26 protein-coding genes and 1 pseudogene are annotated in these 23,546 nt (G+C 46.0%); 25 read left to right on the forward strand and 2 right to left on the reverse strand.

Annotation, left to right across the window (positions count from 1 at the left end; translation table 11 throughout):
- Positions 1–65: 65 nt before the first annotated feature.
- Positions 66–1,289, reverse strand: coding sequence for an argininosuccinate synthase (locus ABIN22_RS08825; protein ID WP_118621682.1), 1,224 nt, complete (start codon positions 1,287–1,289; stop codon positions 66–68).
- Positions 1,290–1,774: 485 nt separating this feature from the next.
- The gene (locus tag ABIN22_RS08830; RefSeq protein WP_118621681.1) at positions 1,775–2,101 is read right to left on the reverse strand and encodes a hypothetical protein; all 327 of its coding nucleotides are present in this window, start codon (positions 2,099–2,101) and stop codon (positions 1,775–1,777) included.
- A gap of 345 nt (positions 2,102–2,446) precedes the next feature.
- Here ABIN22_RS08830 and ABIN22_RS08835 point away from each other — a divergent pair, with 345 nt between their 5' ends.
- From ABIN22_RS08835 to ABIN22_RS08955, 25 genes and pseudogenes are all read left to right on the forward strand, one after another.
- The gene (locus tag ABIN22_RS08835) at positions 2,447–3,547 is read left to right on the forward strand and encodes a helix-turn-helix domain-containing protein (RefSeq protein WP_181368812.1); all 1,101 of its coding nucleotides are present in this window, start codon (positions 2,447–2,449) and stop codon (positions 3,545–3,547) included.
- A 74-nt stretch (positions 3,548–3,621) separates the two neighbouring features.
- Positions 3,622–3,825 (forward strand): PLDc N-terminal domain-containing protein, encoded by a 204-nt coding sequence (locus ABIN22_RS08840; protein ID WP_346908012.1) that lies wholly within the window; start codon positions 3,622–3,624, stop codon positions 3,823–3,825.
- Positions 3,822–4,739, forward strand: coding sequence for an ABC transporter ATP-binding protein (locus tag ABIN22_RS08845; RefSeq protein ID WP_346908014.1), 918 nt, complete (start codon positions 3,822–3,824; stop codon positions 4,737–4,739). Before ABIN22_RS08840 ends, ABIN22_RS08845 begins: the two co-directional genes overlap by 4 nt.
- Entirely contained in the window at positions 4,736–5,503 is a 768-nt protein-coding gene (locus ABIN22_RS08850) for an ABC transporter permease (protein ID WP_346908016.1), read from the forward strand. The genes ABIN22_RS08845 and ABIN22_RS08850 overlap by 4 nt, the downstream gene beginning before the upstream one ends.
- A gap of 180 nt (positions 5,504–5,683) precedes the next feature.
- A complete protein-coding gene (locus ABIN22_RS08855; protein WP_346908018.1) occupies positions 5,684–6,715 on the forward strand; it encodes a threonine aldolase family protein in 1,032 nt (343 codons plus the stop codon).
- Between the two features lie 7 nt (positions 6,716–6,722).
- Complete coding sequence (lepB, locus tag ABIN22_RS08860; RefSeq protein ID WP_346908020.1) at positions 6,723–7,256, forward strand: signal peptidase I; 534 nt, start codon at positions 6,723–6,725, stop codon at positions 7,254–7,256.
- 31 nt (positions 7,257–7,287) lie between these two features.
- Positions 7,288–8,229, forward strand: coding sequence for a hypothetical protein (locus ABIN22_RS08865; protein ID WP_346908022.1), 942 nt, complete (start codon positions 7,288–7,290; stop codon positions 8,227–8,229).
- A 16-nt stretch (positions 8,230–8,245) separates the two neighbouring features.
- On the forward strand, positions 8,246–8,770 hold the full coding sequence (locus tag ABIN22_RS08870; RefSeq protein ID WP_109733084.1) for a cysteine hydrolase family protein: 525 nt from the start codon (positions 8,246–8,248) through the stop codon (positions 8,768–8,770).
- Between the two features lie 37 nt (positions 8,771–8,807).
- Positions 8,808–9,989, forward strand: coding sequence for an iron-containing alcohol dehydrogenase (locus ABIN22_RS08875; protein ID WP_346908024.1), 1,182 nt, complete (start codon positions 8,808–8,810; stop codon positions 9,987–9,989).
- Positions 9,990–10,011: 22 nt separating this feature from the next.
- Positions 10,012–10,248: a DUF6019 family protein gene (locus ABIN22_RS08880; RefSeq protein ID WP_118621674.1), complete on the forward strand. Its 237-nt coding sequence runs from the start codon at positions 10,012–10,014 to the stop codon at positions 10,246–10,248.
- Positions 10,249–10,251: 3 nt separating this feature from the next.
- The gene (locus ABIN22_RS08885) at positions 10,252–10,854 is read left to right on the forward strand and encodes a pentapeptide repeat-containing protein (RefSeq protein WP_118621673.1); all 603 of its coding nucleotides are present in this window, start codon (positions 10,252–10,254) and stop codon (positions 10,852–10,854) included.
- A gap of 154 nt (positions 10,855–11,008) precedes the next feature.
- Positions 11,009–12,085 carry a helix-turn-helix domain-containing protein gene (locus tag ABIN22_RS08890; protein WP_346908026.1) on the forward strand — a complete coding sequence of 359 codons (1,077 nt, stop codon included), beginning with the start codon at positions 11,009–11,011 and terminating at the stop codon, positions 12,083–12,085.
- Between the two features lie 3 nt (positions 12,086–12,088).
- Positions 12,089–13,003, forward strand: coding sequence for a helix-turn-helix transcriptional regulator (locus ABIN22_RS08895; protein ID WP_346908028.1), 915 nt, complete (start codon positions 12,089–12,091; stop codon positions 13,001–13,003).
- A gap of 70 nt (positions 13,004–13,073) precedes the next feature.
- On the forward strand, positions 13,074–13,526 hold the full coding sequence (locus tag ABIN22_RS08900; RefSeq protein WP_109733090.1) for a GyrI-like domain-containing protein: 453 nt from the start codon (positions 13,074–13,076) through the stop codon (positions 13,524–13,526).
- A gap of 58 nt (positions 13,527–13,584) precedes the next feature.
- Entirely contained in the window at positions 13,585–13,926 is a 342-nt protein-coding gene (locus ABIN22_RS08905; protein ID WP_118621670.1) for a TfoX/Sxy family protein, read from the forward strand.
- A 260-nt stretch (positions 13,927–14,186) separates the two neighbouring features.
- On the forward strand, positions 14,187–14,321 hold the full coding sequence (locus ABIN22_RS08910; RefSeq protein ID WP_278321136.1) for a hypothetical protein: 135 nt from the start codon (positions 14,187–14,189) through the stop codon (positions 14,319–14,321).
- Between the two features lie 243 nt (positions 14,322–14,564).
- Positions 14,565–15,446: pseudogene (gene proB / locus ABIN22_RS08915) on the forward strand (glutamate 5-kinase); the annotation flags it as partial.
- Positions 15,447–15,600: 154 nt separating this feature from the next.
- A complete protein-coding gene (locus ABIN22_RS08920) occupies positions 15,601–16,851 on the forward strand; it encodes a glutamate-5-semialdehyde dehydrogenase (RefSeq protein WP_346908031.1) in 1,251 nt (416 codons plus the stop codon).
- A 273-nt stretch (positions 16,852–17,124) separates the two neighbouring features.
- Positions 17,125–18,165 carry an N-acetyl-gamma-glutamyl-phosphate reductase gene (gene argC, locus ABIN22_RS08925; protein ID WP_346908033.1) on the forward strand — a complete coding sequence of 347 codons (1,041 nt, stop codon included), beginning with the start codon at positions 17,125–17,127 and terminating at the stop codon, positions 18,163–18,165.
- Positions 18,166–18,290: 125 nt separating this feature from the next.
- Positions 18,291–18,740, forward strand: coding sequence for a GNAT family N-acetyltransferase (locus tag ABIN22_RS08930; protein WP_109733209.1), 450 nt, complete (start codon positions 18,291–18,293; stop codon positions 18,738–18,740).
- A 69-nt stretch (positions 18,741–18,809) separates the two neighbouring features.
- Positions 18,810–20,033, forward strand: a complete 1,224-nt coding sequence (argJ, locus tag ABIN22_RS08935; protein WP_346908035.1) for a bifunctional glutamate N-acetyltransferase/amino-acid acetyltransferase ArgJ — start codon at positions 18,810–18,812, stop codon at positions 20,031–20,033.
- A 98-nt stretch (positions 20,034–20,131) separates the two neighbouring features.
- Positions 20,132–21,031 carry an acetylglutamate kinase gene (gene argB / locus ABIN22_RS08940; RefSeq protein WP_118621666.1) on the forward strand — a complete coding sequence of 300 codons (900 nt, stop codon included), beginning with the start codon at positions 20,132–20,134 and terminating at the stop codon, positions 21,029–21,031.
- Positions 21,021–22,205, forward strand: coding sequence for an aspartate aminotransferase family protein (locus tag ABIN22_RS08945; RefSeq protein WP_182440777.1), 1,185 nt, complete (start codon positions 21,021–21,023; stop codon positions 22,203–22,205). The genes argB and ABIN22_RS08945 overlap by 11 nt, the downstream gene beginning before the upstream one ends.
- 90 nt (positions 22,206–22,295) lie before the next feature.
- Positions 22,296–22,727: a DMT family transporter gene (locus tag ABIN22_RS08950; protein WP_109733097.1), complete on the forward strand. Its 432-nt coding sequence runs from the start codon at positions 22,296–22,298 to the stop codon at positions 22,725–22,727.
- A 130-nt stretch (positions 22,728–22,857) separates the two neighbouring features.
- Positions 22,858–23,505 (forward strand): helix-hairpin-helix domain-containing protein, encoded by a 648-nt coding sequence (locus ABIN22_RS08955; protein WP_346908038.1) that lies wholly within the window; start codon positions 22,858–22,860, stop codon positions 23,503–23,505.
- Positions 23,506–23,546 lie beyond the last annotated feature (41 nt).

Here is a 23,546-nt window from a genome sequence, read left to right on the forward strand (position 1 = left end):
AGGACGCTTGCCACGGCAAGCGTCCTACATTCATTCATATTAAAAGTTTCTTTACAATATCCAGCTTATTTTTTGTTCAGCTCCGCCATTTTCATTGCGCGTACTTTTAACGGCAGTCCGAACAGGTTGATAAATCCTTCTGCATCATGGTGATCGTAAAGTTCACCGGTTGTAAAGCTTGCCAGAGATTCGCTGTACAGTGAATATGGGGAAGTAGTTCCGGCTTTGATGATATTACCTTTATACAGTTTGAATTTAACTTCACCTGTTACATACTGCTGTGTCACATCTACAAATGCCTGAATTGCTTCGCGAAGTGGTGTGAACCATTTTCCTTCATATACGATCTGTGCAAACTTGTTGCCCATATCTTTCTTTACTTCATAGGTAGCACGGTCCAGAACAAGCTCTTCTAACTGGTCGTGTGCTTCCATCAGGATGGTTCCGCCGGGAGTCTCATAGACACCACGTGATTTCATGCCTACAACACGGTTCTCAACGATATCGACGATGCCGATTCCGTGCTTTCCGCCGAGAGCGTTTAATTCAGTGATGATTTCGGAAACTTTCATTTCTTTTCCATTCAGGCTCTTCGGTACACCAGCCTCGAATGTCATTGTTACATATTCGCCTTCATCCGGTGCTTTTTCAGGAGATACACCTAATACCAATAAATCATCATAGTTCGGCTCATTTGCCGGATCTTCCAGTTCCAGTCCTTCATGGCTGATGTGCCACAGGTTACGGTCACGGCTGTAGCTGTGCTTTGCATCAAACGGGAGGTCGATTCCATGCTGGTGGCAGTACTCGATCTCGTCTTCACGTGACTGCATGGTCCAAACATCTGTCATTCTCCAAGGTGCGATGATCTTAATGTCCGGTGCGAGAGCCTTGATTCCGAGTTCAAAACGAATCTGGTCATTTCCTTTTCCTGTTGCACCGTGGCAGATTGCAGTAGCGCCTTCTTTACGGGCGATCTCAACAAGCCTTTTTGCGATGACAGGACGAGCCATAGAAGTTCCGAGTAAATACTTATTCTCATAAACAGCGCCTGCCTTTACACATGGCACGATGTATTCGTCACAGAATTCGTCGATAATATTCTCTATGTATAACTTGGAAGCGCCTGATAATTTTGCTCTTTCTTCCAGACCGTCCAGTTCTTCTCCCTGTCCGCAGTCGATGCAGCAGCAGATTACTTCATAGTCGAAATTTTCCTTTAACCAGGGGATAATTGCGGTCGTGTCAAGTCCGCCTGAATACGCCAATACAACTTTCTCTTTACTCATTTCATTTGCCTCCTAAATGTATTTCATTTTTAATTATATATTTGGTCCGGCAGTGATTGCTGCCTTGTGTATGCCCCGTTGAGCTAACACATACTATACACCACTTTTTATATTTATGCAATAGAAAATGTGAAAAAATTCATTATATACATAAAATACAAATAAATATGCAAAAACCAAGAGATATTATGCAATGTTTATGCATAATATAATATACTGCGGGCCAGATACCGTAAATCACGTTGTAAATATAGAAAGAGATCATGTGGCAGGACTCAGCAAAAAGTATATCCATTGCCCGAAGATAAGGAAGATATCACGGTTCAGAAACGTGTTCATTCAGGTAATGAGGGACTGGAGGAATATTTAAAGGGGATTTCGGTATATGAAATTGAGATAAATTTCGATGAATAGACACCACATACATGTGGGCGGAGTGTTATAAAATGACCGGATCTGGTCATTTTATAATGCTCCTTCTTTTATTATAACTGCTTATGCCGGGAGTCGGAATCGGTATAATGCACTTTAATTGTTTTATATTTATGGCCATTTTTCAGGCACATACGGGAATGGTACATATTGATTACAAGTGAGTCGGGTACGCCATTGATTCTCGCATGCTCCACTGCGATTTTCCGGGCAGCGTCCTCTGTCAGCCAGATTTTATATTCAACCACATTCAGTTCTACGTCTTTTCCTGTGTCGGATAATGTACTCCGGTCGGTTACAATGATGTAATCCGGTGTGAGCTTCGTAATGATAATAAGGAAAATCCCAATGAGTATGATTATGCAGCCTCTCTTCTTCATAAAAAACACCTCTGCTTAAAATGTAGTGAAATAAAACAAGCCCGGAATCGGATGATTCTGAGCTCTCTTTAGTGATGGAAAAAAGCTAAAGGTGGTGAGGAGATTAGCTCCTTTCATATTAAGTAAACACCTCAGAAAAATAAAACTTACGCGGGTTTGATAGAAATTATAAGACCTTTTTGGCGGCATCATAATCTGGGGATTAACCATTGGTTAATTTTGTTAATGGAATTTAACGATTAATCCATTGTGGGTTATCCCGGTGTCTGCTATTCTGTAACCAGAAAGGAAGAAAATACAAAAAGAAAAGCGGCATAATTTTAAACCGTTTTGGGAGGCATGATTATGAAAATACACGAAATTATCCGGAAACAGAGAAAGGAAAGAGGGCTGACGCAGGAGGAACTTGCAAGGTATCTCGGTGTCTCTGCACCGGCGGTCAACAAGTGGGAGAAAGGGCAGAGCTATCCGGATATTACGCTGCTTCCGGTAATGGCTGCTTATTTCAATATGAGCGTAGATGAACTTCTCGGCTACGAGCCGCAGATGATAAAGCAGGATATTGAAAAGCTATATCACAGGCTTGCGAAAAGGTTCAGCAGTGAACCATTTGAAGTGGTAAAGGCGGAATGCGATGAATATGTCAAAAAATATCATTCCTGTTTCCAATTGCTTCTACAGATGGCGGTACTATACGTCAACCACGTTCCACTGGCGCCGGCCCCAAAGGAGATTCTGGAGGAAGCCATCACACTTTTGGACTGTGTCATCGAAGACTGCGGCGAAGTCCAGCTTGTAAAAGAGGCAGTCATCACAAAAGGAGGGTGTTACCTTATGATGGAAAATCCGCAGGAGGTTCTGGACCTGCTGGGAGGTGAGGTTCATGCGATTATGCAGGATGCGGAGATGCAGGCTCAGGCTTTCCAGATGAAAGGTGACATGGAGAAGGCAAGGGAGGCGCTTCAGGTCAGCATGTACCAGCATCTTCTGATGTTTGTGGGAGATTCGGCACTGCTGGTTTCCTGGGAAACAGAATCACCTGCGAAGGCAGATGAAGTGATCCGGCGAACTCTTAAGGTTATGGAAATCTACCAGATTGACAAACTGCATTTCAATGTCATGGCGCAGGTATATCTGTCATTTGCACAGCATTACTGCATTGTAAAAAGGCCGGAAGATGCGGTGGATATACTAGAGAGGTATGTAAATGTTTTTCTAAATCAGGAACATGCACTCGAGCTGCATGGGGATGAATATTTTGACAAGATTGACAACTGGCTGTCGAACCTGACTCTTGGAAAAGAGCCGCCCCGCAGTGAGGCAGTCGTGAGGCAGAGTGTTCTTGGGACCGTTGCGGAAAACCCGGTATTTGCATGTTTAAAAGACAATGCCAGATACCGGCATCTTGTAAAGCGTCTTGAGGAATATTGCGGCAGAACGAATTAGGGCGTGTTTGATAAATCAGCCGTATACATGATTCATCTAACAGGCTTCAGAAGGAAAATCAGGAGGTAGAAATTATGAGTACACTTATGGAATATTTACCGGTCCTTTTACCGGTGATTATCATACAATTAGTTTTAATGCTGACGGCGCTTGTCCATGCACTGCGCCATCCGCATTACCGTTTCGGAAACAGAATCATATGGGTTCTTGTGATCGTATTCGGACAGATGATCGGACCCATCATTTATTTTGTAATCGGAAGAGGGGAAGAGGAATGAACATACTTGAAATAGAAGGCCTGAGAAAAAAGTTTGGTGCCCATCAGGTTCTGGACGGGTTAAACATAGTGGTACCGGAGCATTCCGTTTTTGGATTTCTCGGAAAAAACGGTGCAGGAAAAACGACTACTATGAAAATCGTACTGGGACTTCTGAAGGCAGATGCCGGGGAGGTCCGTGTGCTGGGTGAAAAAGTGGAATACGGCCAGACCAGTACAAACAGGTTTGTCGGTTATCTGCCGGATGTGCCGGAGTTCTACAGTTACATGACACCAAAAGAGTATTTAAGACTCTGCGGCCGCATCACAGGAATGACAGACAAACAGATTATGAGGAAGAGTGAGGAACTTTTAGAACTCACGGGACTAAAAGGTGTAAAAAAGAGAATTGGCGGTTTCTCCAGAGGGATGAAACAGCGTCTCGGAATTGCACAGGCGCTGTTTAACGAGCCAAAGCTTTTGATCTGTGATGAACCTACTTCGGCACTTGACCCTGTCGGGCGCCGCGAAGTGCTGGATATTATGGAACAAGTCAGGGAAAAGACAACGGTGATCTTTTCAACACATGTACTTTCAGATGTAGAGAGGATCTGCGACAGGGTGGCTGTATTGAATGACGGGAAGACGGTTATGGAAGGGACTCTCGGTGAAATTAAAGAAAGACACAGGAAAAACAGCCTGCTTATAGAATTTATAAGGAAAGAAAGCATGGACCGGTTCATGGAGGAACCTTTGTTCAGACAACTACTGAAGCAGTCGAAGCGTGAAGGGAGCCAGATCATCATCCATACAAAAGACATAGAGCAGGCAGAGGCGGAAATCATCCGCGGACTTAACGAGACCCGGCTCATGCCTTCCCGTCTGGAGATACTGGAACCATCATTGGAGGGATTATTTATGGAGGCGATACAATGAGGGCATATGCAGCATTTACAGCAAAAGAATTTACCGAATATACAAGAACATACAAACTGCTGGTAATCGGACTGGTATTCCTTCTGTTTGGAATTTCAAGCCCGCTGGCGGCCAAATTTATGCCGGAGATCATTAGCCAGTTCATGCCGGCGGGAATTGAGATTACAATTACAGAACCTGCGGCACTGGATTCCTGGATGCAGTTTCTAAAAAATATTTCCCAGATCGGTGCCTTTGTTCAGGTCATTCTGCTGAGTGGAATCATGGCGGGAGAGTACTCCAGAGGAACATTGATCCACATTCTGACAAAAGGACTTTCAAGGAAGACCGTCATCCTTTCTAAGTTTACGGCTGCCGCACTGTTATGGACGGGCGCATATCTGTTATGTTTTGGTGTGGCTTATGGCTACACATGGTATTTCTGGAGGAAGACCGTGAATACGCCCGGACTTGCTGAGGCAATTACGGCGTTGTGGGTATTCGGCATCCTGCTTACGGCGATAACCATACTGGGCGGGGTTCTGGTCCGGTCATCTTACGGAACACTGCTCTTTACCGGGGCTTTGGTCGTCATCCAGATCCTTCTGAATATGCTGCCTGACGTACAGGATTACAACCCGATACAGCTGGCAAATGGAGGGACGCCACTGATGCAGGGCCAGTTGGAAAGTGGAAGCCTGATTAAACCGATGATTGTGGCGGCAGCGGGAATTGCCATATGCATCATCGCGGCATGTGCAGCTTTCAATAAGAAAAAACTATAGGGAAAGGATACGTGGAATAGTTACAAAGCCGTTTTCCGTGTTTTAACCGGACCGGGGAAGTCTCCCGCTTCTATGTCAAAGAGACATAAGCGGGGACTTCCCCGGTTCTGTTAATTTCTTATGGAAAACTTCCTGCGTGAGTAGTATAATCAGGTTATTACTACCGAGAGGAGAACGCAGATGATTTATTTCAATTGTGATTATAACGAGGGCGCTCATGAGAAAGTGCTGGAAAGACTGAGCAAAACGAATATGGAACAGACTGCCGGATATGGGGAGGATGAATACTGCGGGCAGGCCAGGAAGCTGATTTGCAGGCTTTGTAAGGATGACAGCCTGATGGTACAGTTCCTGGTAGGCGGCACACAGGCTAATATGACGGTAATCTCCGCGGTGCTGCGCCCGCATCAGGGGGTATTATCGGCTGATACAGGGCATATCAATGTCCATGAGACAGGTGCGGTTGAATCTACCGGACATAAGGTGCTCTCACTTCCGTCTGTGGATGGGAAGATTACGGCAAAACAGGTGGAAGATGCATACAGAAGCCATGTGGAGGAAGACAGCTTTGAACATATGGTCCAGCCGAAGATGGTATACATATCCAACCCGACAGAACTCGGGACCATCTACAGTAAGGCAGAGCTGGAGGCTCTTTCACAGGTGTGCAGGAAGAACGGGCTTTATCTGTTTATGGATGGCGCAAGGCTTGGATATGGCCTGACTTCGAAAGAGAATGATCTGGATCTGGAACAGATTGCGAAGCTGTGTGATGTATTTTATATAGGGGGGACAAAGGTTGGCGCGCTGTTCGGGGAAGCGGTTGTCATTTCGAATCCGGCGCTGAAAGAGGATTTCCGCTATATGATCAAGCAGAAAGGCGGGATGCTTGCCAAGGGAAGGCTTCTCGGGGTACAGTTTCTGGCCCTTTTGGAAGACGGACTCTATTTCGAGATTTCCAGACATGCGAATGAACTGGCAGAGGAGATCCGCGATGCCTGCAAAAAAGCCGGTTATCTGTTTCTGGTTGAGAATCCGACAAACCAGATATTCGTGATCCTGCCGGATGAAAAGCTTGCCAAGCTGGGGGAAAACTATAGTTTCTGCTATCAGGAGCGCGTGGATGAGACCCACAGCGCCGTCCGTATCTGCACGAGCTGGGCAACGAGCAGGGAAAGTGTGGAGAAACTGATAAAGGACATTGAAGGTTAGGGGATTTATGAAGAAAGATATAAAAAGAGATAAGATTCTGCATGAACTGCTGGAGTATCTGAAGGTGATAGCGATAGCCGTGGCATTTGTTTTCGTTGTAAATAGGACACTGATCGTAAATGCACAGGTCACTTCCGGCTCAATGGAAAGTACGGTCATGACAGGCAGCCGTGTGCTCGTAAACCGGCAGGCATATTTATTCCATGATCCGGAACGCGGGGATATTGTTACATTTAACTGCCCGGACGATCTGGGGAAAGAATATATGAAGCGGATTCTCGCACTTCCCGGAGAAACCATTGAAGGGAAAGACGGTACGGTCTATATCGACGGGAAGAAGCTGGAAGAACCATATATTAAGATACGGTTTGAACATGATTTCGGGCCGTTTCAGGTTCCGGCAGATTCTTATTTTATGATGGGGGATAACCGGAATAACTCATGGGATTCCCGGTTCTGGCTGAACAAGTATGTGAAGAAGTCGGATATTATCGGAAAGGCGGAATTCGAGTACTTTCCGGAAATTAAAAAGTTCTTTTAGAGAAGCGGCAGACATCAAAGAGGGAGGAAACATGCAGGTATTTTTTGATTGTTCGTTATGGATGGAACAGGGAGAAGAGGAATGCAGCTGCATCCAGCCTGTAAATGCAAGATTCAGAGCCGGTGGCCTTGACCGGGTTATTCCTGTTGTTTACTGCTTTAAAGAGGGGATTGTGTTTGATATTCTGACTGTGATGGATGAACGCGTTATGAAGGAGTACCGGGACAGGTATGCGGAATGTGAAGAGAAGCCCGAAGAACTTTCGGATGCCCGGATTCTTGAAATTAGCCAGAATAACCCATACCATAATGTGGACATTGCGTGTATCTGGCTGAATGGCTGCCATGAGACAGAAGATGTAGCATACAGCAGTACGGGATGTGACCCGGGATATGCAGGAGAAATTGAGAAACGAGTGGCCCTGAAAATAAAAGAAGCCTATCCTGAATATCTGGAAAATGAAAACTGTTTTTTCTGCCAGCGAGTTTTGATGAAAACGAAGGAAGACTGGACGAAAGATGTTCTGACAGAGATTAGGGTGCAGACGAGGGTGCTTAGGCGGACAGAGGTTCTGGATCTGGAGATAAAAGTGAAACCGGGCGGGGAAGGCCGGGGGACATTTGTCCATCCGGTGACAGGGGCGCGGCACGAAGTGGGTATTTACGATATAGAGCTGGCAGAGCTTCCCGGAATCCGTCCGTTTTATGCAGGAAAGGCTTATGTTGTCCCGGAATTGTCAGGAGAGGAACACATTTTATTCGACAGTAATCTCCGGTTTGAAGATTCCGGGCCGGTATCTGTCTTTCTGGCAGGGAAAACGAAGGTGGGAGAATCAGAAAATGGCAGCCAGCCGGTATGCTGTTTTTCAAGACCTGTCCGGCCCGGTGTGGAGGAACACATTGTTTTTCGTATAATAGGACTGGAGCGTGTTGCTGCGCAGGAAGAGTTGATACAGGTTTACCAGATGCGATGATTGGAAGGTGGCAGTGATGAAAATATTAGTAGTAGTTGATATGCAGAAGGATTTTATAGATGGGGCGCTCGGGACAAAGGAAGCACAGCAGATCGTGCCGGGAGTGATAGAAAAGATCCGTACGTTTGACGGCAGGATTCTGGCTACGCGTGATACCCATGAGGCAGATTATCTGGACAGTGAGGAAGGAAAGCACCTTCCGGTTGTACACTGCGTCAGGGGGACAGAAGGCTGGCAGTTACATCCGCAGATTGCGGCACTCATAAAAGAAGAGCCGATCGACAAGCCGTCTTTTGGCAGTACCAGGCTGGGGCAGGTTCTGCGGGCGTGTGATATCAGCGGGGAACCGGTTGAAAGCGTTACGTTGGTCGGACTCTGTACAGATATCTGTGTGATTTCCAATGCCCTGCTGATAAAGGCATATCTGCCGGATGTCCCGGTAATCGTGGATGCTTCCTGCTGTGCGGGAGTTACCCCAGAGACGCATAAGCAGGCACTGGAGGCGATGAAAGTGTGCCAGATTGAGATCGTAAACGAGTAAGACAGGAACGCAGGACAGACGTCAGGAGGGATGAATCATGAATCAATTTCAGTATTATACACCGACAAAGGTCGTATTTGGAAAAGGAACAGAGGAAAACACGGGGGCTCTGGTTCAGAAATATGGTTGTAAAAAAGTGCTGGTCCACTATGGCGGCGGAAGTGTAAAAAGAAGCGGACTGCTTGACCGCATTTACCAGTCACTGGATGAAGCGGGAATTGCATATGTTTCACTTGGCAAAGTTGTACCGAACCCGCATTTATCCCTTGTATATGAAGGGATTGAACTGTGCAAAAGAGAAGGGGTTGACTTTATCCTCGCGGTGGGCGGCGGCAGTGTGATTGACTCTGCAAAAGCGATCGGGTATGGTGTGACGAATGAGGGCGATGTATGGGATTTCTATGAGAAAAAGAGGAATGCATCGGCCTGCCTTCCAGTAGGTGTCATCCTTACGATTGCGGCAGCAGGATCGGAGATGAGTGATTCCTCCGTGATTACCAATGAAGACGGCTGGGTAAAAAGGGGGTACAGCAGTAATTACTGCAGGCCGAAGTTCGCCATCATGAACCCGGAACTGACGATGACGCTTCCACAATACCAGACCATGAGCGGCTGTGTGGATATTATGATGCATACAATGGAACGCTATCTGAATCATGCAGACAATATGGAACTGACGGACGGTATCAGTGAGCATCTGCTTCGCACGGTGATGAAAAATGCCAAAATTCTGCTGAACGACCCGGAAAATTATGACGCAAGGGCGGAAGTGATGTGGGCGGGAAGTTTGTCCCACAACGGACTGACCGGCTGCGGGACGGATGGAGGCGACTGGGCCAGCCACCAGCTGGAGCATGAGCTGGGTGGAATGTTCGATGTGGCGCACGGAGCCGGACTGGCAGCTATATGGGGAAGCTGGGCAAGATACGTGGTGGATGCAGGAGCGGAACGTTTTGCACAATTCGCAGTCAATGTTATGGGTGTGAAAGCTGCCGGGGATGGTATGCAGACGGCTTTGCTGGGGATCGAGGCAATGGAGGATTTCTACCGCTTTATTCACATGCCGGTATCAATGAAAGAACTTGGGATTGAACCGACAGAAGAGCAGATGAAAGAGCTGGCCCGCAAGTGCAGTTTCTGGGGCAGAAGGACGATAGGCTGTGTAAAAGTTCTGGAGGAGGAAGATATGTACCAGATTTACAAAAAAGCTTGTAATTAATATGCCGGACAGGAGAGAATAAATGATGTATATGTTTGGAATGCTGTACCATATATTAGCGTTTGCGTTTGTTGTAGTTATTGTTGGAGGACTTTTTGTACTTTTGTATTTTGTCGTCAAAAAGGCAGTCAGGGACGGTATGATGGAAGCGAATGCCGAACTTCATAAGGACCCACAGCAGAGTGCCAGTGAACATGGAAATGCAGATTACAGGACCGCGAAGGAGAATGCGGCAGAACAAAAAAGAGAAGGATTGTAGAGGATGCTGACAGAAGAAATACAATATGCCGGTATGGATGAGATGCCTGTTGAAAACCGGGAATTTACAGAAGAAGTACTGACGGGGGTCAATGCCAGTAAAGTGGAGTTTGTATCGGTCAGATTTGAGCGTTGCAGGTTTGTCGATTGTGATTTTACAGGTGCAGGTTTTTACCAGTCCTGTTTTGATAAATGTGATTTTTCCAACTGCCGTTTTACGGGGAGTTACTGGAAAAACTGCGAAGTGTCAGGATGTAAAGGGAATGGCAGCATGTTTGACCATGCGGTGCTGAAACATGTGAAGCTGCTGGAATGCCAGATGCCGCTGGCGAATTTCGGGGGCAGCCTCTGGGAGGCAAGCAGGGCAGAGCTTTGCAGCTTTCAGGAGGCTTTTTTTTCGGAAGTGAAGCTGAAGAAATCACAGTTTATCAAATCGGATTTCACGAAAGTAGATTTTTTCAGGACGATTTTAAGAGGTATAGATTTTTCCGACAGTGTAATAGAGAGTATTATGGTATCGGACAGCTATAAGGAACTGGCCGGGATGAAGATTAATATGTTTCAGGCTGCCGAGATTGCGAAATTACTCGGGGTAAAGATCGTATAAATACAGAGATACCTGAATGCACGTTAATATTTGCGGCATAAATATGAATGATCCTCCGTTGTTTTGAGGCTTAACAGTCTGATATGATGATGACAGGGACAGGATAGATCTGAATGTTTCGACAAAAACGTAAAAAACAACAGGAGGAATCATCATGAGGATACATGAAATTATCAGGGAAAAAAGGAAGGAACAGGGACTCACACAGGAACAGGCGGCCGGGAGGCTTGGGATTTCGGCCTCTGCATTCAATAAATGGGAGCGCGGGATGACCTGCCCGGATATCATGATACTGCCGGCGCTGGCAAGGCTTCTGGAGGTGGATTTAAATACACTGCTTTCTTTTGAGGAGGATCTCACAGATCAGGAAATCGGTGTATGGTGCAGCCAGATATCCGACTGCATCATGAAAGAAGGTTTTTCTGCGGGATATACGGCGGCAATGGAGAAAATACGAAGATTCCCGAACAGCGGTATGCTGCTTTACACGATGGCAGCTACTCTTGAGGGCGGCCTGACGATGTTTGCAGACGGCGCCGGGGATGAGGGAGAAAGGCAGAGGTATCTGGATGAAATTGAAGGTCTCTATGAGCGCGCGGCTCGTGGGAAAAATGAAGCTGCCCGCATGCAGGCGGTCTCAATGCTTGCCTCAAAACTGATGAACCGCGGGGAGTATGAGGAAGCGCGGGAAAAATTAGAACTTTTGCCGGAACGGAATTTCCCGGATAAAAACCAGCTGCTGGCAAGGCTGTATTTCCGGCAGGGAAATTATGCAGAGGCGGCCCGGCTTACTGAGAATAAAATTCTTGCGGCGGCGAATGATATCTATTCCAGCCTGTTTATGCTGATGGATATCGCGCTGGAGGAAGAGCGGATTTCGGATGCAGAATATTTTGCCGGGAAAATGGTACAGACAGTTAACGTATTTGAAATGTGGGACTATTCTGCCTGTGCGGCGGAATTTACACTGGCAGTAAAAAAACAAGACAAAGAAGAAGTCATGCGTGTCCTGAAGAAAATGTTCCCGGCGCTGGTAAAGAAATGGAAGCCCTGTGATTCCCTGCTGTACAGCCATATCAGCGAGAAAGAAGGGGGCGAAAGACGTCAGGAGTTTGGCCGCAGGTTTCTGAAGAATCTGGCGGCAGAACTTCAGGAGGATAAAGATATGGAGTTTATCAAAGAAGATGAGGCTTTTCAAAAGTTCCTGAAGAGGTATAAAGGAGAAGAATAACCTATGAAGATTGACCGTTTGATCGGGATTCTATCCATCCTGCTCCAGCAGAAAAAGGTGACGGCGCCTTATCTTGCCGGGAAGTTTGAAGTATCCAGAAGAACTATAAACAGGGACATCGAGGCACTTTGCAGGGCGGGGATACCACTTGTTACGACACAGGGGGCCGGCGGCGGGATTTCCATCATGGACGGTTACAGTATCGACAAAACGCTTCTGACATCCTCTGACATGCAGGCAATTCTGGCCGGGCTGAGAAGTCTGGACAGTGTGGCCGGAAGCAGCCGTTACCAGCAGCTTATGGACAAGCTTTCCCCGGAGCATTCAGAAATCCTTACATCCAGCCAGCATATTCTGATCGACCTGTCCTCCTGGTATAAGAGCTCGCTTGCGCCAAAGATAGAGCTGATTCAGGCGGCAATTGAGAGAAAAGAGCTGATCGAGTTCGAATATTATGCACCCGGCACAGAGGGAAAACGAAAGATAGAGCCTTATCTTCTTGTGTTTCAATGGGCATCCTGGTATGTGTGGGGGTATTGTCCGAAGAGACGGGATTACAGAATGTTTAAACTGAACCGGATGCCGGAAGTGAAAAGTACCGGTGAGAAGTTTGAAGCGAGGGAACTTCCGGAGTTCAAAATAGAAAAGGAAACTGTCTTTCCGGCTTTGGTCTCTGTGAAAGCACTGTTCGAGCCATCTTTTAAATGGAGGCTGATTGAAGAATACGGGCCGGAGAGCTTTCAGGTACAGGAGGATGGAAGACTGCTGTTTCAGTTTGGATTTATGGATAAAGAGAGCATTTTCGGCTGGATTTTAAGTTTCGCGGATCACGCAGAACTGCTGGAGCCGGTGGGGCTGAGAGAAGAATTGAAGAAACTGCTTTGTAGTATGCAGAAAAAATATGAATCCGGAGAATAATGATGACATGCAGTTGTCGTGTTTCCCATGTTATCCTGAATCTATCAAACAGAAAGGTAAGGTTAAATAAATGGAATACGAAATTGTAGAATTAGAGGAGAAAAAGGTAGCGGGGCTGCGTGCCAGAACGAATAACTTTGCACCGGATATGACGCAGGTGATCGGCGGGCTGTGGCAGCGTTTTTATCAGGAAGCCTATCCGCACATTACGGGGATGGTCAATGGAAAGTCACTTGGCATTTATTCCGGATATGAAGGAGACGAAAAGTCCGACTATGATATTACCGTTGCCTGCGAGGTGGATGGATCCGGAGCACTGCCAGAGGGAACCAGCCTGTTTATGATTCCGGCCGGAAAATATGCGAAGTTCGTTGTAACAGGGGACCTGCACGCAGAAATTGCAAAATTCTGGAAGAACCTCTGGGCAATGGACCTTGACCGCACGTTCGTATGCGATTTTGAAGAGTATCAGAATAAAGATGTAGAAAATGCGGTGATACACGTCTATATCGGGATTAAATAATATAGGACAGGCATCAGTTTTGCGAGAAGATAATACCTGCTTTAGAAAGGGGATATGTATGGCATCAACATTAGAATTCGTGGAATATGTTGCAGAACAGCTGCATGAAGCCGGAAATATCAGCTATAAGAAGCTGTTTGGTGAATATGGACTCTGGTGTGACGGGAAGTTTTTTGGAACAGTGGAGGGGAATCAGTTTTATGTAAAAATGACGCAGGCAGGACATGAGATGATGCCGGAGGCAGTTCCGGCGGCACCGCATGGAGGCAGACCGGGGATGTATCTGGTGGAAGAACTCGAGGATACTGCATTCTTAAAAGAACTGACAGAGCGGACATTGATGGAACTGCCGGAACCAAAAGCAAAGTCCGGGAAAAGAAAACAGGTTTCTAATTCATAAAAAGAAAATTTGTGGTGTATTAAATAAAAACGATTTTTCCGTATATATCTTAAACAGCGGAAATACGCAGATAGACCGGAGTTCATTTAGACTGACGTCTAGTTTTGAATGACTGAAAAAATGCAGGAAATCGCTTGACAAATCATGAAATGCGGGTAAAATAAAAACAACTGATGCGAAAGGATGCGCTGAATATGCATCTGCATACAGTCTGACAGTTAACTGTCACAAAATGAATTTGAAACAAGAAGACCACACGAATGATTGGAGTTGTAGTGATGAAAGCAAAAAGTAACAGCCTTGACATCATGAACCGGTTTAATCAGACTCTGCCACTTTGCGACAGTGTTGTTTTTGTGCCGTGCGTTCCGAGTCCCCTTGGGGTATGCGCATAGTATAAAAATGAATATTGGCAGTAAAGAGGATATCGTTGTGCTGAATGCTTGTATGGATCATATACAAAGGATAGGAGGATGACTATATGCTTCTATCCTTTTTCTTTTTGGAATCTCCCTACAGTTTCTGGGAGGTCTTAAAAGGCAGGCTTTAGAAGAGAGGCGGACTGCATATCCGGCTCTCTTTTTGCATACAGCGGTTTATCAGTATAAGTGAAATGAAAAAGAGGAAGGTTAAACATTATGGATAGAAAAGAGATTTTAGGGAATAAAAAAAGAATTGTGATAAAAGTAGGAACTACGACAGTTACCTATGACGAGACAGGAAATATCAATCTGGATAAACTGGAGAAGTTCGTGAGGATTCTGATTAACTTAAGAAACAAGGGAAGGGAAGTCATTGTAGTTTCCTCCGGTGCGGTCGGTATTGGAAGAAATGTACTGGGGCTTTCCGGCCGGCCGGAGACAGAGGCGGCTAAGCAGGCATGCGCCGCGGTCGGCCAGGGGCGGCTTATGATGATCTACGAAAAGCTTTTTAACGAATACAGCCAGCTGACAGCACAGGTACTGCTGACGAAGGAATCGATAACGAACGAGGAATGCAGGAAGAATGCAAGACAGACCTTTGACGAGCTCTTCAGGATGAATGTCGTGCCTATCGTGAACGAAAATGATGCAATATCTGTGGATGAACTGTCATATGGTAATTTCGGGGATAATGACACACTTGCGGCATATGTGGCAAAACTGGTAGATGCGGACCTGCTGATCCTCATGTCTGACATTGAAGGCCTGTATACGGATGATCCGAAGAAGAATCCGAATGCGAGGTTTATCCATACGGTAGTCGGGATCGACGACAAGCTGGAGCAGATGGCGAAAGGGGCTTCGAATGACACAGGCACGGGCGGGATGTCTACCAAGATTGATGCTGCAAAGATTGCGACGGCATCGGGTGCAGATATGGTGATTGCAAACGGGGCTAATATTTATTCAATCAATGACATCATGGCAGGAAAGAAGATCGGCACGCTGTTTTTATCCAGAGAGCATGGCAGGGAATTAGAAAATGAACTTGCTCCGGAACGTGCAACGTACCGCAGACAGGCTAAAAAGCAGAAGAAAGAAGGGCCAAAGGACGAAGCATACCGGAATGAAATGCAAAAAGAAGGTTTCGCGAAGCCGGGATTTCCTTCTGACAGGGAGTCTGCAAAGGGGCAGGCAGTAACGATGAAACAGGATACCACGGAGTTTTCGATGATTATGACAGGAGGCAGTTATGGGCAGTTATATGGAAACATTGGGCAGTAGGGCAAAGACGGCATCCAGAGAGGCAGGGAAGCTGAGTACGAATGAAAAGAATAAGGGGCTGTTATCTGTTGCAGAAGAACTGCTTCTGGAGATGGAAGCCATTCTGCAGGAAAATGAAAAGGATGTCAGCGGGGCAGAAGCGCGTGGGATGAAGGCTTCGCTTGTAGACCGGCTCAGGCTCACGGAAATCCGCGTACAGGATATGGCAGAAGGGCTACGGCAGATTGCGGCTCTGGATGATCCGACTGGGGAAGTCCTTTCCATGAAGAACCGGCCGAACGGACTACGGATCGGGAAAAGAAGAGTGCCGCTCGGGGTTGTGGGAATTATTTATGAGTCCAGGCCAAATGTCACGGCTGATGCATTCGGGCTTTGCTTTAAAACCGGGAATGCCGTGATATTAAGAGGCGGGAGCGATGCGATCCATTCGAATAAGGCAATCGTCCATGCGGTAAAGGAGGGGCTCAGGAAGGCGAAACTGCCCCAGGATCTGATTTTGCTTGTTGAGGACACAAGCCGGGAGACCGTCAATGAAATGATGAAACTGCACGGATTCATCGATGTACTCATTCCAAGGGGTGGAGCGGGCCTGATTGCCAGCGTGGTCCAGAACAGCACAGTACCGGTAATCGAGACCGGAACCGGAAACTGCCATATTTATGTAGATGAAGGTGCTGATTTAAACATGGCAGTGGATATTATCGAGAATGCGAAGACGCAGAGAATGGGAGTATGCAACGCCTGCGAATCGCTGGTGATTCACGAACATGCGGCCGCGCAGGTGATCCCGATGATTGTAAGCAGGCTGAAACTGCACTCAGTGGAAATCCGCGGGGATGAGACTGCCTGCGCACTGAGTGGGGAAATTGTACCCGCATCTGAGGAGGACTGGGGAACAGAATATCTGGACGCTGTAATCTCAATTAAGGTTGTGGAATCACTGGATGCAGCGATTAAACACATCAACACTTACAACACAGGGCACTCCGAGTCGATTATTACGGAGAGCTATGCCAATGCACTGCGATTTCAGGATGAGATTGATGCAGCGGCAGTCTATGTAAATGCTTCCACACGCTTTACAGACGGTTTTGAGTTCGGCTTCGGGGCAGAGATCGGGATCAGCACCCAAAAACTGCACGCAAGGGGTCCTATGGGGCTGGAGGCACTGACGACGACAAAATATATCATTTTTGGCAGCGGCCAGATCCGCAGATAAAATTTTTAACGAATATTTGACTAAAATTAAAATTTTTCGAATAACACTTGCATAATATACAATACAGATGTATAATTATGCAAGCGTTATTTATGTTTATGCAGAGTGATTACAACTATTATGCAGAAGAGGGGGACTGTACACGTCTTTCTTCCATGTTACCGTTTACACCCTAAGGGCGTGCACAGCAACAAGGGGAAGTCCGGAAACTCTTTACTTCATGCAAAAAGTGGTATATGATAATAAGTTAGAAAAGGAAAGGAAGTAGTACTTATGATTAAAGCAGGGATTATCGGGTCCACAGGATATGCAGGCGGCGAACTTGTCAGAATCCTGACAGCACATAAAGAAGTGGAGATCGTCTGGTATGGATCCAGAAGTTACATAGACAAGAAATATGCACAGGTGTATCAGAACATGTTTCAAATTGTAGACGCAGTGTGCATGGACGATAATATGGAGGAACTGGCTGGCCAGGTAGACGTGATTTTTACGGCAACTCCCCAGGGACTGTGTGCGTCACTTGTAAATGAAGAAATTCTTTCAAAAGTTAAGATTATAGATTTGAGTGCAGATTTCAGAATCAAAGATGTGTCTGTATATGAAAAATGGTATGGGATTGAACACAAGAGTCCGGAATTTATAGAAGAAGCTGTATACGGTTTGTGTGAAATCAACAGAGAAGATGTAAAAAAAGCGCGGCTGGTCGCCAATCCGGGATGCTATACGACCTGCTCGATCTTAACTGCATATCCGCTGGCAAAAGAAGGCCTGATCGATATGAGCACACTGATCATAGACGCGAAATCCGGAACCTCAGGGGCCGGAAGAGGCGCAAAGCTTCCTAACCTCTACTGCGAAGTAAATGAAAACATAAAGGCATATGGCGTGGCAACACACCGGCATACCCCTGAGATAGAAGAACAGCTGGGATATGCCGCAGGAGAAAAAGTCCTTGTGAATTTTACCCCCCATCTGGTCCCAATGAACAGAGGAATCCTCGCAACAGAATATGCAAAACTAAAAAAAGAAGTCACCTACGAAGAAGTAAAGGCCATATACGATAAATACTATGCCTACGAAAAATTTATCCGGGTACTCGACAAAGATATCTGCCCCGAGACAAAATGGGTCGAAGGCAGCAATTACGTAGACATAAACTTCAAAATAGACGAAAGAACCGGACGCATCATCATGATGGGGGCTATCGACAACCTCGTAAAAGGCGCGGCAGGTCAGGCAGTGCAGAACATGAACCTAATGTTTGGCTTTAAAGAAACAGAAGGGCTGGAACTAGTACCAATGTTCCCTTAATTGGGGACGTAATCTTTTTAAGGTTTACTACGTCCCCAATTGAGTTAAGTGGTGTACCTAAATGAATGAAGTGGTGTACCGGAATGAAAATTGTGGTGTACCCGATTGGAATTGAGAGGATAAATATGATTCGTGTAATGACAATAGAAGACTATGACGGTGTATATGCCCTGTGGATGACAATCAAGGGTTTTGGCATTCGCAGTATTGATGATTCCAGAGAGGGAGTGAGACGCTTTCTTAAGAGAAATCCGGCAACGAGTGTGGTTGCGGAGGAGGACGGGAAGATTGTCGGCAGCATTTTATGCGGACATGATGGCAGAAGGGGTTGTATGTATCATGTGTGTGTGGATCGGGAATATCGAAGACGCGGTATTGGCAAAGGCATGGTTGTCATGGCTATGGAGGCATTAAAAAAGGAAGAAATCAGCAAGGTTTCTCTGATTGCATTTACAAAAAATGATGTGGGAAATGCATTCTGGAATACGATAGGATGGACAGAGCGGCTGGATTTGAATTATTATGATTTTGTTTTGAATACGGAAAATATTACAGCTTTTAATCAAAGCGAATAATTTTTGAAAGTTTTTATTTTAACTATTGAATACGTACGAATTGAATGGGTAAAGAAAGGAATGGAAAGTATGAAAATTATTAAAGGCGGAGTAACCGCAGCAAAAGGATTTGAGGCAGCATCGGTGGCAGCAGGGATTAAGTATAAAGACCGTACGGATATGGCACTTATATATAGTAAGAAACCGTGCAAGACAGCAGGAACATTTACGACAAATGTTGTAAAAGCAGCACCTGTTAAGTGGGACAAAAATGTAGTGGAAAACGGTATTAAATCACAGGCAATCGTTGTAAATTCGGGTATTGCCAATGCCTGTACAGGCGAAGAGGGTTATGGCTATTGCGAAGAAACTGCAAAAGCCGCAGCAAAAGAACTTGGCATAGAGGCAGAAGGTGTCCTGATCGGCTCAACAGGTGTGATCGGCATGCAGCTTCCAATTGATAAATTAAAAAATGGTATAGCAAAACTTGCTGTTAACAAAAATAAAGATATTGAAAGCGGAACGCAGGCTGCGAAAGCGATTATGACTACAGATACAGCAGAAAAAGAAATTGCTGTAACAATTGAAGTGGGCGGTAAAACAGTAACAATCGGCGGGATGGCAAAGGGCTCTGGGATGATTCATCCAAATATGTGTACGATGCTTTCCTTTATTACTACCGATGCGGTTATTTCAAAGAAAGCACTGCAGAGTGCATTAAGTGAAGACGTCAGTGAGACTTATAATATGATTTCTGTAGATGGTGATACATCCACAAATGATACAGTTCTGCTGCTCGCAAATGGGCTTGCTAAGAACGAAAAAATCAAATACGGAACAAAAGATTATGAAAAATTTGCGGAAGCCCTTCACATAGTAAACGAATATCTTGCAAAAAAAATAGCAGGTGACGGTGAAGGTGCGACAGCATTGTTTGAAGTGAAAGTAGTGGGTTCATCAGACAAGACTCAGGCAAAAACTCTCGCGAAATCAATTGTTTGTTCCAATCTCACGAAAACCGCGATCGCAGGACATGATGCAAACTGGGGGCGAATCTTGTGTGCAATGGGATATTCTGGTGCACAGTTCGAACCAGAAAAAGTAGACTTGTTCTTTGAAAGCAAAGCAGGGAAAATACAGATCATAGAAAATGGTACTGCAATTGATTACAGCGAAGAAAAAGCAACAGAAATACTCTCTCAGTCCGAAGTAACAGCAATTGCCGATATCAAAGAAGGTGCAGAAACAGCAACTGCATGGGGATGCGACTTAACCCACGGATACATCGACATCAATGCAGATTACCGTAGTTAAGTCATTTTGGTACACCACTTTTGACGTTTTGGTACACCACAAAAGTTAATTTGGGACGTAGTAAACATGAGAAATATTACGTCCGCAAGGAGGGTTTTATGAACGAGAATATGCAGCAATACCTCGACAAGGCGCAGGTTTTGATTGAAGCGCTTCCGTACATCCAGCGTTTTAATCGTAAGATTATCGTTGTGAAATATGGCGGAAGTGCTATGGTTGATGAGGACTTGAAAAAGCAGGTTATTGAAGATGTGACTTTGCTGAAGCTGGTTGGCTTTAAGCCTATTATTGTGCATGGCGGCGGCAAGGAGATCAGCAAATGGGTAGGCAAGGTAGGCATGGAGCCGCAGTTTATTAACGGGCTGCGTGTGACGGATGCAGATACGATGGAAGTCGCAGAGATGGTGCTGGGCAAGGTAAATAAGAGTCTGGTGCAGCACGTGGAGGAGCTGGGTGTCCGTGCCATTGGTATCAGTGGCAAGGACGGCGGGCTTCTCAGGGTGGATAAGAAGCTTTCAGGCGGAGAGGACATTGGTTTTGTCGGTGAGGTAAAGAAAGTCAATGCAGACATTTTATATGATCTTCTGGAAAAGGATTTCCTCCCGATCGTATGCCCTGTAGGAATGGATGATGAATTTAATACATACAATATCAATGCAGATGACGCGGCTTGTGCGATCGCGCGTGCCGTGAAAGCGGAGAAGCTTGCTTTTCTGACGGATATTGAGGGTGTTTATAAGGACCCGGAGGATCCGAAGACGTTAATCTCTGAACTAAGGGTTGATGAAGCCCAGAAACTGATGGCTGACGGATACATTGGAGGCGGCATGCTGCCGAAACTGCAGAATTGTATAGATGCCATAGAGAACGGGGTTTCCAGGGTACATATACTGGATGGGCGGATTCCGCACTGCCTGCTTCTGGAAATCTTCACAAACAGAGGGATCGGCACTGCAATTTTAAATGGAGAAGAAAGCAGGTATTATCATGGTGAATAAAAAGATTCAGGCCTCAGAAGAGAATCTGATCCATGTGTACAATCGTTTTCCGGTTGCACTGGAGCGCGGAGACGGCATGTATGTATATGATACAGACGGCAGGGAATATCTGGACTTTGCCGCCGGGTTTGCAGTGACCGGGCTCGGATATAATCACAAAGAGCTGAATGATACCCTGAAGGAACAGATTGACAAGATCTACCATATCTCCAATCTTTACTATCATGAGAACTGCGGAGAGGCGGCCAAAGAGCTGAACCGGATTTCAGGAATGGACAGAGTGTTCTTTACGAACAGTGGAAGTGAGGCAAATGAAGGCGCGCTGAAGGCGGCGAGAAGATACGCATATACAAAGCAGACGGGAAGATATGAGTTTATCGCGATGGAAAATTCATTTCACGGAAGGAGCTTCGGCGCCGTGTCGGTTACAGGACACGACTCATACCGGGAACCATTCGAGCCGGTTGTGCCGGGCGTACGTTTTGCAAAGTTTAATGATCTGGACAGTGTAAAGGAACTTATAAATGATAAGACGTGTGCCATTATTCTGGAGGCTCTTCAGGGGGAAGGCGGCATCAATCTGGCTTCTTGGGAATTTATGAACGGCATCCGGGAACTGTGTGATGAAAACGGTATTTTAATGATCTGCGATGAGATTCAGTGCGGGATGGGACGTACCGGTGATTATTTCACCTATCAGGGATTCGGCGTAAAACCGGATATTGTTACGATGGCAAAGGCGATCGGGAACGGCATCCCGGTAGGAGCTTTTGCAATGACAAACGAAGTTGCAGAATATTCTTTAAGACCGGGAGACCACGGGGCGACCTACGGAGGAAATCCTCTGGCCTGCACAGCCGTGAAAAAGGTCATTGAAATCTTCGAGAGGGACCACATTGTAGAGCATGTAAGGCAGGTGGCGCCATATCTGGAGAAGCGGCTGGATGAGCTTGTTGATGAACTGGACTGTGTTGTCAGAAGAAAAGGAAAAGGACTGATGCAGGGGCTGGAATTCAATATACCTGTTGCTGAAATCAATCAAAAAACAATCGCGGAGGGACTGCTTGTGATACAGGCGCAGGGCAATGTAATCCGTTTCCTCCCTCCGTTAATCATGGAAGAAAAACATGTTGATGAGATGATTGAACGCCTAAAACGCGCTCTTACAAGATAAATACTTCAAGATAAAAATACTTATAAAAACCATTCATTGGGACATACTACTTATGACACGCAGAATAAAAACTGCAGGAGGTATGAGAAAATGATTGGTTTTTTTATTGCCCTGCTCTCAGGAGCATTGATGAGTGTGCAGGGTGTATTTAACACACAGGTGACAAAAACAACCGGCATGTGGGTCGGCAACGCATGGGTGCAGCTGTCTGCATTTGCGGTCTGTCTGGTGGCCTGGTTTATCACAGGGCGGGACAGCATAACGGCAATTGCAAAAGTAGAGCCGAAATATATGCTTCTGGGCGGGGTGATCGGCGCGGGGATCACTTGGACAGTCATCAAAAGTATGTCTGCACTCGGACCGGCGAAGGCCGCGCTTCTGATCGTGATCGCACAGTTAATTGTGGCATATGTCATTGAACTGCTCGGTATTTTCGGAGTGGATAAGGCACCTCTGGACTGGAGAAAAATCGGGGGACTTGCACTGGCACTGATCGGAATCGCCATATTCCAGTGGGAATGACGGGGCAGGCTGTAATAAAGATGTAACAAAAACGTAAAAATATGTATTGTAATTTAATCTATAATTCGTTACAATATTAATGTCCGGCATTGGGGGATTTCTAAACGTCTGGTTCAGACGGGAGGATAAGATGAAGGGCAAGAGATTAAAACGAATCTGTACATTTCTGTGTATATTCACTGCCGCAGCAGTCCTGACGGCGGGGTGTGCGAAGGAAAAGGCAGATGATCTGACGGAGCTTGAGTTAGAACAGACCGGGCAGGCAGAGACGAAGGGAAAAGAAACAGAAGGGGCTGTGAACGGCGGTACAGAGGAACAGAAGGATGAAGACACAGTTTTTGTTTATGTCTGCGGCGCGGTGAACACTCCGGGAGTATATGAATTATCCGGCAAAGCCAGGGTGTATGAGGCGATTGCACGGGCAGGCGGCACAAGAGCTGACGCCGCATCTGAATCACTAAATCAGGCAAGGGCAGTAACGGATGGGGAGCGCATTTATATACCAACGCTGGAAGAACTGGAAAAAGGGATTGTAGACGGCGAAGTGCCGGAAGTAACGGAATCGGATCAGAAAGATGAGGGAAAGATAAATATTAATACGGCTGGAAAAGAGGACTTAAAGACTCTGCCCGGTATAGGTGATGCCAAGGCAGACAGCATCATTTCTTACCGGGAAATGAACGGAGGGTTTCAGGCCATTGAGGACCTGATGAATGTTGAGGGAATCAAAGACGGCGTGTTTAATAAAATAAAAGACAAAATTACAGTTACAGGCTAGAATGTGTTTGAGTATTCAGTGTATAATCAGGAAACAGCAGT

Origin of the sequence: Faecalicatena orotica (genome assembly GCF_905197545.1) — a bacterium.
Taxonomy (GTDB): Bacteria; Bacillota; Clostridia; order Lachnospirales; family Lachnospiraceae; genus Faecalicatena_A; species Faecalicatena_A orotica.